The 12,151-nt window shown below is 43.5% G+C and carries 9 protein-coding genes and 2 tRNA genes; 8 read left to right on the top strand and 3 right to left on the bottom strand.

The window, feature by feature from the left end:
- Positions 1–14: 14 nt before the first annotated feature.
- Complete coding sequence (locus AC3IRK_RS04570; RefSeq protein ID WP_426354877.1) at positions 15–1,859, top strand: GGDEF domain-containing phosphodiesterase; 1,845 nt, start codon at positions 15–17, stop codon at positions 1,857–1,859.
- A gap of 21 nt (positions 1,860–1,880) precedes the next feature.
- Here the strand turns inward: AC3IRK_RS04570 and AC3IRK_RS04575 are convergent, their stop codons facing one another.
- From AC3IRK_RS04575 to AC3IRK_RS04585, 3 genes are all read right to left on the bottom strand, one after another.
- A complete protein-coding gene (locus AC3IRK_RS04575; RefSeq protein WP_131503170.1) occupies positions 1,881–2,450 on the bottom strand; it encodes a 5' nucleotidase, NT5C type in 570 nt (189 codons plus the stop codon).
- A gap of 99 nt (positions 2,451–2,549) precedes the next feature.
- On the bottom strand, positions 2,550–3,659 hold the full coding sequence (gene ispG / locus AC3IRK_RS04580; RefSeq protein WP_026833607.1) for a flavodoxin-dependent (E)-4-hydroxy-3-methylbut-2-enyl-diphosphate synthase: 1,110 nt from the start codon (positions 3,657–3,659) through the stop codon (positions 2,550–2,552).
- A gap of 191 nt (positions 3,660–3,850) precedes the next feature.
- Positions 3,851–4,204, bottom strand: a complete 354-nt coding sequence (locus tag AC3IRK_RS04585; RefSeq protein ID WP_489170450.1) for a hypothetical protein — start codon at positions 4,202–4,204, stop codon at positions 3,851–3,853.
- 340 nt (positions 4,205–4,544) lie between these two features.
- Between AC3IRK_RS04585 and AC3IRK_RS04590 the strand changes: the two genes are divergently transcribed.
- The 7 genes from AC3IRK_RS04590 to AC3IRK_RS04620 all read left to right on the top strand — a co-directional run bounded on the left by AC3IRK_RS04590 (position 4,545) and on the right by AC3IRK_RS04620 (position 12,135).
- The gene (locus AC3IRK_RS04590) at positions 4,545–6,185 is read left to right on the top strand and encodes a Na/Pi cotransporter family protein (RefSeq protein WP_489170451.1); all 1,641 of its coding nucleotides are present in this window, start codon (positions 4,545–4,547) and stop codon (positions 6,183–6,185) included.
- 119 nt (positions 6,186–6,304) lie between these two features.
- Positions 6,305–6,378: transfer RNA gene (locus tag AC3IRK_RS04595), tRNA-Met, on the top strand.
- A gap of 11 nt (positions 6,379–6,389) precedes the next feature.
- Positions 6,390–6,463, top strand: a tRNA-Ile gene (locus AC3IRK_RS04600).
- 129 nt (positions 6,464–6,592) lie between these two features.
- Positions 6,593–8,053, top strand: a complete 1,461-nt coding sequence (locus tag AC3IRK_RS04605) for an alpha-amylase (RefSeq protein WP_131503167.1) — start codon at positions 6,593–6,595, stop codon at positions 8,051–8,053.
- 93 nt (positions 8,054–8,146) lie between these two features.
- Entirely contained in the window at positions 8,147–8,755 is a 609-nt protein-coding gene (locus tag AC3IRK_RS04610; RefSeq protein ID WP_131973194.1) for a superoxide dismutase, read from the top strand.
- Between the two features lie 137 nt (positions 8,756–8,892).
- Entirely contained in the window at positions 8,893–10,965 is a 2,073-nt protein-coding gene (locus AC3IRK_RS04615) for a peptidoglycan D,D-transpeptidase FtsI family protein (protein WP_131503165.1), read from the top strand.
- Between the two features lie 225 nt (positions 10,966–11,190).
- Entirely contained in the window at positions 11,191–12,135 is a 945-nt protein-coding gene (locus AC3IRK_RS04620; protein ID WP_131503164.1) for a PstS family phosphate ABC transporter substrate-binding protein, read from the top strand.
- Positions 12,136–12,151 lie beyond the last annotated feature (16 nt).

Raw genomic sequence — 12,151 nt, forward strand, 5'->3', positions numbered from 1 at the left:
AAAGGAGGAAACAGATGCCTGTTAAACCAGTAGATGAGATTGTCCGCAATCAGCAGCGGTGGATTGGGAATTTTGCGTTGTTCTTAATGAGTGTCGGAGCACTGATTTTTTTAGGGACGACAGATCAAACGATTCAAAACGCGTACTTAAATCAATCGACGACTGTGGCCGTTTTATTTTGTGTTGGGATAGCGACATTTTTGATTAGCCGGAGTCAGTTGTCCACTCACTATAAATCACATTTTTTGTCCATCATGTTACTGAGCATCCCGTTCGTATCTATCAGTATGTTGCCCTATGCGGCAGTCACCGTCTGGGCCAACTGTTTTTTATTTTTAATGATTGCCTTGATTGCCTATGACCGGATTATGATTTGGTACGCCATTGTCATCATCGTCGCGACTAACATATTTATCATGGTTCGATCGAATACGATACTTGTTGAAATTGATCCGACAGATCATTATGCCCGACTAGGGATGATTGGGATTGCAATCTGTATCGCCTTAATCATCAATCATCTGCACCTTCGTAATCTCAGTCGTCTTCAGCAATTGGCTGATCAATTACATGAGTCCGCTCGTCATGATCTACAGACACAATTACTGAATGTCCGGGGACTCGAAGAACGATTTATGAACACAAATCAAACAGATCTTATCTTAGTCGGTGTTCATTTGGAAAACTATCATGAACTCGTGCGGTATTTTGGAGAGGAAATTCAGCAACAGGTCTTATTTGATTGTATCGAACGATTAAAGACATTGTTACCGCCTTATTTGACGATGGTTCGAGTCGAGGGAGGAACACTGGTGGTGGTCATGAAAAAGCCGCCTGGAGTATCGTGCCGGGAAGAAATGACACGTCTCAGTCAGCGGATGTCCACTCCGTATCAAATCGAACACCATCAGATTTATGTGAACCTGTATATGGTCATCGATGATGGAGAAGTGGATCAAACTAGTATGACGAAACGGATTCATCAAATCACGTCCGCCTTCCCGGAGAGTATCCGGGATTCAGAAAAAGTGATGTGCTTGAATCAAGAATGGCGGCACGAACAGTCACTTCGCATAGCAGCAGCAAAAGCCTTATCAAGAGCCGATGTGAATCGCGATTTTTACCTCGTTTACCAATTACAGTATGATTCGAATCAGGACCGCTTCATTGGATTAGAGGCTTTGATTCGCTGGAATACGATGATTCCGGGAGCCGGACGTCCGACGGTATTCATTCCAATCGCAGAAAAAAGTGACCTGATCATCCGTCTAGGCGAGTGGATTTTTGAAGAGGGATGTAAAACAAGAAAACGACTGATTAGTCTGGTTCCAGACGATTTTAGTCTGTCCGTCAACGTATCTCGCCGGCAATTGACACATGATTCTTTTATGCCGTTTATTGAACGGATGTTGTTAAAGTACAGCTTAAAACCAAAACAAATTAAGATTGAAATTACAGAAAGTCAGTCTTTGGATTTTGAAAGCCAACCGATTCTCCGGGCTTTGCGCCGGATTAAGACATTGGATTTCCCGGTATCACTGGATGATTTTGGAACGGGACATGCCTCTTATCATGTTCTCGAACGTTTATTACCGCTTCGTCAGCTTAAGGTACCGAAGCAATTCATTGAACAAGTCGAAGAGTCTGAAAAGCGACAGTCCATCTTGGAATCGATTTTTCAACTGAGTCAGTCGATGCATGTGGAATGTATCGTCGAAGGAGTTGAGACAGGAGAAGAGGTTCAAATTGCAAAGGACATCGGTATTCATTTATTCCAAGGTTATTTTTTTGCAAAACCTGTTCTGCTGGAAGAAATCATTTGTTTGCTGGAGACGAAACAAACGGAAACGACAGAGTGACGTCGTTTCCGTTTTTGTTGTTTAACGAATGGGAGCAAACTTATGGATTTGTTGCACGGCCTCGTTCCAAGATGAGACACGGACGATATTGTCAGGGACAGGACGACGATTGTAAGGTGCATCAAATAAAATAACGGGAATCGACGTGTCTTCCGCAATTTGAATCGCATTTTCGAGACGATCCTCCATGAAGAGGTCAAGGGACAAATCACGGACGACTTGTACTTTATCGTGTGAGCCGGTCATGATCAGAGAATCAAGCGGTAATTCATGTTGTTTAATCCATTCTTCGGTTACGGGACGGACGATTTCTGACCGTGCCGTCACGTAATGGAGATCGTATTGTTTTCTTAAGTCCCAAAGGTGTTGTTTGACAAGTTCTTGGGGGATGGATTCACGATAGATGCCGAGTTCATGACCTGATTTGACCATGAATTCCCAAAACTCGATTTGCTCCATGTCCGTATAGGTGTGAAGCTCGTATTCAGAGGCCATCTCAAAATCAATCGATGTCCCGAGATATTTGTTCATATAATTAAAGCACGAAGAAGGATGAGTGATTGTTCCATCAATATCAATTCCGATTTTCACTTACATCACCAACATTCTATAAATTTTCTGCCACTAGTATAACACAGTCGAAAAGCGGAAACGAAAAAAAGAGTCGCTCCCGAGGAGGACTCTTTTTTATTAGGCTTGACTGGCTTTAGCGGCTTCTTTTTCCGCTTCTTTTTCAAGAACGATCGCATCGATTTCTTTTTTCAATTCTTCGACCATCGTTGCTTCCGGTACTTTACGGATGATTTCTCCGTGACGGAATAACAATCCTTCGTTACGTGCACCGGCAATTCCGATATCGGCTTCGCGGGCTTCACCAGGACCGTTAACGGCACAACCAAGAACAGCAACTTTGATGTTGACTTGAATTTTATCAATGTAATCTTCGATTTCTGCAGCAATGGCCATTAAATCGATTTCAATCCGTCCGCATGTCGGGCAAGAAATCAACGTTGCAGCGTTTGCCGCAAGACCAAATGATTTCAAGACTTCTTTTGCGACTTTTACTTCTTCTACCGGATCGGCAGAAAGGGAAACCCGGACCGTGTTACCGATACCACGTGATAGAATCGCACCGAGACCGGCGGCTGATTTTAGTGAACCTGTACGTAAAGGACCAGATTCCGTGATACCGACGTGCAATGGATAATCAAACGACTCAGAAGCGAGCTGATATGCTTCAAGTGCCAATTGAACATCAGAAGCTTTTAAAGAAACGATGATATCGTGGAAATCGAGATCCTCGAGAATCTTGATGTGATGTAATGCGCTTTCAACCATCCCACGAGCAGTTGGATAACCGTATTTTTCGAGAATATGTTTCTCGAGTGAACCGGCATTAACACCAATGCGAATCGGGATATTTTTGGCTTTTGCAGCCGTCACGACCGCTTCAACTTTTTCGCGACGTCCGATATTACCCGGATTGATCCGGATTTTATCAACACCCGCCTCGATGGCCATGAGAGCGAGTTTATAATTAAAGTGAATGTCTACGACAAGTGGAATGTTAATCCGGCTCTTGATTTCTGCAAGAGCAAGCGCATCACGTTCTTCCGGACAAGCGACACGGACGATTTGGCATCCCGCTTCTTCAAGACGTAAAATTTCAGCGACAGTCGCTTCGACGTCGTGTGTTTTTGTTGTCGTCATACTTTGAATGATGACTTCATTACTTCCACCAATGACAAGGTCCCCAACACGAACGGGACGAGTCTTAGAGCGATGGACCATTTTCGGCATATCGAAAATCTCCTTTTGCGGCATAACGCCAGATTGTTTATGACTACTTGTACTATCATATCGAACTATTCCCTAAAAATCGAGAAACAAGAACGAAAATTGAACATTTACAATTGTTTAACACGAATAAGGGAAAGTCAATCCGTCGTCGGACGGACGTTTTTTCCTTAAATGCAAGGATACATCTAATTTCAAGAAGACGGGCGGGACGTTTTTTTCTTCAGGCGAACAAGCAGGAGTGGTGTCAGCGAATAAATGACATGACCGATTATAATGAATGTCACTCCTGAAGTCTGATATCCGAATTGGTACAGGAAAACACCAATCGGGAAGGTCCAGACGTTTGCGGCGACGGTATAAGGAAACACTTGGCGAAACGCCCAGGGTCTTGGCAAAATCCACTGAATGAACCATCGATTCAGATAAGAGACGAATAAGAGATATAACAAGATGGCAATCGAAATGAAGATGAAATGCAGGGTGAACCAAATGATAAACGGAATCGACTGTTTCAGAAAAATGCTATCAATAATTGTCGACCACAAGGAAATCCATGCTAATCCACAAAAATAAAGGGAGACATCGGCAAGTCGAGTCTTTAAAAATCCACGGTTTGGAATTAAGGTAGTTTGTAAGTAATTAAGCAGTTGACTTAAAAAATGCAATGAAATCACTCTTTCTTCTGTTTTATAACAAGATTTAAATTTTTGAAAAACCTTTTGTTTAAAGGGGTATTCTGTATTGGTACAGATTAATAAAACCTTAACAATTGAATATGTGAAAATCTATTTACAAGTTCACCAGACCTTTACATAATAGGGGAGGTTGAAACAATGAATTCTTAACAACAAATCAATTCCACTTTTTATATGAGGAGATGACAAGATGAACTATGATTTACAGGAAATGATCTTCACCTTTATCGGTGGACTGGGTATTTTCCTATTCGGTATTAAGTATATGGGAGATGGTCTGCAAAAAACAGCGGGAGACCGTCTACGGTACATTTTAGATAAATATACCTCCAATCCGTTTCTCGGAATTTTGGCCGGTATCGTCGTTACGGTCTTGATTCAGTCGTCATCGGGAACGACCGTCATCGTCGTTGGTCTGGTCAGTGCCGGTTTGATGAACTTACGTCAAGCAATCGGTGTTGTCATGGGGGCAAACATCGGAACGACGATTACGGCCTTCATCATCGGCTTTAACGTTAAGGAAGCTGCACTTCCGGCGATTGCGCTGGGAGCGTTCCTGATTTTCTTCTTCAATAAAGAACGGATTCAATACATCGGTCAAATTTTCTTCGGGTTTGGAGCGCTCTTCTATGGGTTGACGCTCATGGGAGACGGAATGGCACCGCTTGAATCAAGCGAATGGTTCCGAGAACTGACAGTATCGATGTCAGATAGTCCTTTGCTGGGTGTATTTGTTGGAACCATTTTCACAATGTTAGTTCAATCCTCATCTGCGACAATCGGGATTTTGCAAGAATTATATGATGGCGGAATGATCGATATTAAGGCTGCGCTACCCGTCTTGTTCGGTGATAATATCGGAACAACGATTACGGCTGTTCTCGCGGCTCTCGGCGCTTCGATTGCGGCAAAACGGACAGCTGCGGCGCACGTCATCTTTAATATCGTCGGAACGATTTTGTTCTTGATTGCCTTACCTGTATTCTCGAGTTTCATCACCTGGATTACAGGAGCGCTTGATCTTGAACCGAAAATGCAAATTGCTTTTGCTCATGGTACATTTAATGTCGTCAACACGTTGATTCAATGCTGGTTCATCGCGCAAATCGCATGGCTTGTTCAAAAAGTCGTGCCGGGAACGGATACGACCGTCGATTCGAAACCACGCCACTTGGATCAAAACATCTTAAACCAGTCGTCGTCACTCGCATTGAATCAAGCAAAACTTGAAGTGTTACGAATGGGTGAATTCTCAAAAGAAGGGCTTGGGAAAGCGCACCGTTATACGCAATCACATGATAAAAAAGACGTCTCGGACGCCGGACAGATCGAATATGCAATTAACCATTTGAACACTGAAGTCACAAGTTATCTTGTTAAGGTCGCGGCACATGATTTATCCGAACGGGAATCAAACGATCACTCACTTCTCATGCACGCCGTCAACGATTTTGAACGGATTGGTGATCACGTCGAAAATGTCATCGAACTGGTTGACTTCCAAATCGTCAATCGGATTACGTTTACCGATAAGGCTAAAAAAGAATTGGATGAAATGTACATCTTGACGCAAAAAATCGTCGAAACAGCCATTAAAGCCGTTGAACTCGATGATGTTTCACTGGCACGTCAAGTGCTTGAGTTAGAAGGGAAACTGGATTCCCTTGAACGTTCATTCCGCAAACACCATGTCTTGCGTGTTAATGCAGGGGAGTGTACCGGTCAGGCCGGAATGATCTTCGTGGATCTGCTGTCGAACCTGGAACGGATCTGTGACCACGCCGTCAATATTACGGACCTGGTACTCGAGCAACGTTCAGGAACAGCCTGAATAGGTGAATGAAGCAAGAGGAATTTCTGAAAAGAAATTCCTCTTTGTTTTTGTGAGATAGTTTATTGACATTCGAGTTTGATTTTAGTAACCTTATATTAGTTGTTTCAAACCATCATGGCGGTGTAGCTCAGCTGGCTAGAGCGTACGGTTCATACCCGTGAGGTCGTGGGTTCGACTCCCTCCGCCGCTACTATTACTTAAGGACCCTTAGCTCAGCTGGTTAGAGCTGACGGCTCATAACCGTCCGGTCGCAGGTTCGAGTCCTGCAGGGTCCATTTTAGAACGCACACTCTTTTTTAAGAGTGTGCGTTTATTTTTGGTTGCTTGGGGAATATTAAAGATATTGTAATAATGTTCATACAATACTATTCATACTATGGCAATTTAAGGGAGAGCGAAGAGAGATGGAACGTAACCATACAATGATGCAGTTTTTTGAGTGGCATGTAGAAAATGATGGGAAGCATTGGCAGCGCTTAAAAGAGAGAGCGCCGGAACTGCGTGCTGCAGGCATCACATCTGTTTGGATTCCGCCAGCGTCAAAGGGACAATCAGATGAAGACACAGGGTATGGCATTTACGATGTCTATGATTTAGGAGAGTTTGATCAAAAGGGGACGGTCCGCACGAAGTACGGGACAAAAGACGAGCTAATCGAAGCCATTCAAGTCGCACACGAAAATGATATCGCGATTTATGCCGATGTCGTCATGAACCATAAAGCAGCAGCAGATGAACTCGAGACGATTAAAGTCGTTGAGGTCCATCCGGAAGACCGTTCGCAAGAAATTTCAGAAGAATTTGAAATTGATGCCTGGACGAAGTTTACGTTCCCCGGTCGAAACGGTAAATATTCGGATTTCATCTGGACACATGAATTTTTCAACGGTACGGATTTTGATGCCCGGGAAGAGAAAACGGGTGTCTTTAAGATTTCCGGTAAAAATAAAGACTGGAACGATCAAGTAGACAATGAATTCGGAAACTATGACTATTTGATGTTCGCTAACATTGATTACAACCATCCTGAAGTGCGTGAAGAGATGATTAACTGGGGAAACTGGTTTAAAGAGACAATCAATTGCCAAGGTTTCCGTTTGGACGCCATCAAACATATCAACTACGAATTCGTCAACGAGTTCGCAAAATCGATGATCGGAGATAATCCGGACGGTTTCTATATGGTCGGTGAGTTCTGGAAATCGGATTTAGATGATTGCCGTCAATTTTTAGACAGTGTTGATTATACAATCGATTTATTTGATGTGCCGCTCCATTATAAATTCCATGAAGCGTCGCAACAGGGACAAGAATTTGATTTAACGACATTATTTGCGGATACACTGGTTGAATCCCACCCGACGAACGCGGTGACATTCGTTGATAACCATGACTCGCAACCAGGTGAATCGCTCGAGTCGTGGATTGATGACTGGTTCAAACAACATGCCTATGCATCGGTACTCCTTCGTAAAGATGGTTATCCATGTGTCTTCTACGGTGATTATTATGGTATCCAAGGACCTCACCCGGTCGAAGGCAAAAAAGAAATGATCAATGCTTTACTGTATGCCCGTTACCATAAAGCATATGGCGAACAAGAAGATTACCTTGACGATCCACATTGTATCGGTTGGGTCCGTCGTGGTGTCGAAGAATTCCCGAACTCGGGATGCGCTGTTTTACTTTCGAATGCGGACATGTGCGAAAAACGAATGTTTGTCGGTGAGACGCGTGCCGGAGAAGAGTGGTTTGATTATACGAACCACCAAGAAGAACCGGTTGTGATCGATGAAGAGGGCTTCGGCGTTTTCCCGGTTCCAGGCGGCGGTGTCTCTGTATTTGCTCCGCGTGACGAACAGTAATTTTCGAGGGTCATTGCTTGCGCCTGACCAACTATTTTTGCTAGTCTTAAAGAGTACTGAAATTCCGAAAATAGGATAAAGGGGGACATGAAAATGTCAAAATTTGAATTACCAGAACTCGGCTACGCTTATGATGCGCTAGAGCCACATATCGATGCTCGTACGATGGAGATTCACCACTCTAAACACCACAACACGTATGTCACGAACGTCAATGCAGCACTTGAAGGGTCAGAGCACGAAGGAAAATCACTTGAAGAATTACTTCAAAACCTGGATTCACTTCCTGCAAACATTCAAACAGCTGTCCGTAACAACGGTGGCGGTCATTGGAACCATTCGTTCTTCTGGAAACTCTTGAAAAAGAACGATGGTGCAGCACCAACTGGTGAACTTGCTTCAGCAATCGACGAGTCATTCGGTTCGTTTGATGCGTTCAAAGATGAGTTCGCAAAAGCAGCTACAACACGTTTTGGTTCAGGTTGGGCTTGGCTCATCGTTGACGGCGGGAAATTATCAGTCGTTTCAACACCAAACCAAGACACACCAGTCATGGAAGGGAAAACGCCGATTCTCGGACTTGATGTTTGGGAACATGCTTATTACCTCAACTATCAAAACCGTCGTCCTGATTACATCAACGCCTTCTTTAATGTCGTTGACTGGGATCATGTGGCAAAACTTTACGCTGACGCAAAATAATTAGTATATCAAAACATCGATTTCCATTTCGGGAATCGATGTTTTTTAATGCGGAAAATGATGGGATAGGTTGTTATGGAAAGTTTCCTTCTATATAATGAAACAAGATGACTTTTTGAACGATAGGGGAGTACGCCATGGCGAAACGAATCACGGTGAAGGGAAAACGGCGGAATCATCTGCCACTTCGCCTTAACTTAATGTTTTTTGTAGTATTTTTATTGTTTGCGATTTTAATTTTCCGCTTAGGTGTCGTCCAGATTGTGAATGGTGAAAAGATTTCACGTGAAGTTCAAAAAACGGAAATGATTGCTTCGAAATACGAAGTTCCGCGTGGGAAGATTTATGACCGCGATGGCCGGTTGTTAGTCGATACGATCTCGAAATACTCGATTGTCTATCGTCGTTCCCAGAATACGAAAGTCGACGAACGGATTGAAATCGCTTCGCGTCTTGCGGCAATCATCAATCTTCCGAAAGACGATTGGAAAGTCACGGAACGTGACATGAAAGATTACTGGGTAGCTGTCAACAGTGAAGAATCAGATCGACGGTATAAGAAGGCAGTGGAAAAGCGTTATCCAAACGCTGAAGAACAGAACAAATTGTCAATTTCGGAGCAGGATCAAATTCGCCTCGATACGATTACGAAAAAAGATATCGATTTTGATGATAAGACGATGGAAATCATCGCCATCAAACACAACATGGAAGTCGGTTATGCCCTGGACCCGCAACTCGTTAAATTAGGAGCGAATGCTAAAGAAATGGCGATTATCGATGAAAACCTTGAAGATCTAAAAGGAGTATCGGTTGAGCCGTTTTATGAACGCTCATATCCATATGAAGGAACGTTACGAAATATCTTCGGGAAGTACTCGAAAATTCCTGCAGAACAACAAGCGGAATTCAAGGCAAAAGGATACAGCCTGAACGACCGGGTCGGAACATCATTCCTCGAGCAACAGTATGAAGATCTGTTGCGCGGAAAACCGGCTTACGATGTCTATGAAACGTTTAACGGTGAACCGGTCGGTGAACCGAATCGTGAAGAAGGCGAATCCGGGAAAGATCTCGTCTTGACGGTTGATGCAGAATACAACAAACAAGTTGACCAGATCTTGCAGCAAGCCATCAAGATGGGGCGCGGCATGGGAAGCGGTTATCTTAAAGAAGGATACGCTGTTGTCATGAATCCGAAAACCGGAGAAATTTTGGCAATGTCCGGTCAGAAGCTTGACACTGCGACGAATAAATTCAGTGATGTTGCCATCAATAACGTGTTGACTTCTCTGCAAATCGGTTCAACGATTAAAGGGGCAACAGTTGCGATGGGGCTCGAAGAAGGAGTCATTCGTCAAAACGAGGTCATCAATGATGCGCCGATCACAATTGGTGGGACGAAAAAAGGATCGTACGTCAACATGGGACCGATTACGGACCTGACGGCACTCGAACGTTCGTCAAACGTCTACATGTTTAACATCGCGATGCGGATGGCGAAATACCCGAGTAACGGTGTCGCTGGCGCGAGCGTCGATGCGGCTGCAGCGATCATGCAGAATTATTACAGTCAATTTGGTCTCGGTGTAACAACAGGAATTGATCTTCCGTATGAAGCAAAAGGGGTACAAGGTACACCGGACCGCGTCACGCTCTTGATGGACCGCGTGATTGGTCAATATGATGCCTTTACACCACTTCAAGTTGCGCAGTATGTTTCGACACTCGCGAATGGCGGGTACCGTGTACAACCGCACTTCTTAAAAGAAGTGTTGGCTTCAAACTCGATTGAAGACGAAACGAAGAAAGTTGATTACAGTTTTAAAACAAACTATTTAAACCGGATTGAAGTCAGTCAAGCGAATATTGATCATGTCCGTGAAGGATTCCATCGTGTTGTCAAAGGAGAACGCGGGACTGCGAAAATCATTGCCCAAACCGGCATCGATGCGGCAGCGAAAACAGGAACGGCGCAGGTCAGTGTTTACGGCGAAGACGGAATTGCACTTCGGGATGGAAGTGGACAACCGGTTCGCTCGTTGAACTCGAACTTAGTCGGCTGGGCGCCATACGACAATCCAGAGATGGCATGGGCCGTGTTCCTTCCGTATATGGAGCAGGAAACCGTCAACTCGAAAATTGGTCATGATTTAGTGAAGGCATACTTTAATGTGAAAGATGTTCCATGGCAAACTAAGCCAAATTAACTAGTAAAGCGAACATGAGGAAACTCATCTTCGCTTTTTTTTGTATGGATTGACCTGTTTTTCTAATGAAGTTGAGTTTGTAAACGCAGAAACACACGCCTTTACAATTCTTTTACGTTGGATTCATTTTGGTTTAATAGTTCATCGGTAGTATAAGTCTTGTAAGGAAAACGGATATAAAGTCGTAGCGTTACCAGCGACATACTTCGAGGAGGAAAATTAATCATGTCTTGGATGAAAAAAACAGCTCTTATCACAACGGTAGCGTCAATCGCAGTAGTCGGTGCGGCATGCGGAAATGACAAAGGCGGCTCTTCAAGTTCTTCAGATCTTTCAGGAAAGATCGCAATTGATGGATCTTCAACAGTCTTCCCAATCATGGAAGCAGTCGGTGAAGAGTATTCAATCGAACAACCAGACGTTGATGTCACGGTCGGAGTATCAGGTACAGGCGGCGGATTCAAACGTTTTGTTGTTGGTGAAACAGACCTTTCAAATGCATCACGTGAAATTAAAGAAGAAGAAGCAGCGGAAGCTGAAAAAAATAGTGTGGAATATACGAAATTAGCGCTTGCTTACGACGGATTAACAGTCGCAATCAGCAAAGAGAACACATGGGTCAAAGAAATGACACTCGACCAGTTAGAAAAAATTTGGTTAGACCCGAATGTGAAGACATGGAAAGACGTGGATGCTTCTTATCCAGCAGAACCAATCAAATTCTTCAGCCCGGGTAAAGATTCAGGAACATTTGATTTCTTCTCAGAAAAAGTTCTTGAGAAAAAAGATATGCGTAAAGATGTTCAACTTTCAGAAGATGATAACGTCCTCGTTAAAGGGGTCGAAGGAACAAAAGGTGCGATTGGTTACTTCGGTTATGCCTACTACGCGGAAAACAAAGATAAGTTAAAAGAAGTGCCGCTTGTAGCTGAAGGAAAAGACGCAGTTGATCCGACACCGGAAACAATCAAAGATCTTTCTTATCCGCTTTCACGTGAGATCTACACGTACGTCAACAACAAATCATTAAAAGACAAAAAACAAGTGGCGGACTTCGTTAAATTCACAAATGAAAATGCAGGTGACTTATCAGAAGAAGTCGGTTATATCAAAATGCCGCAAGATCGTTACGATGAAAATACAAAAGCCATTGAAGATGCAATGAAATAACCATCATTACACAAGG

This window comes from Exiguobacterium sp. GL_137 (assembly GCF_057834585.1).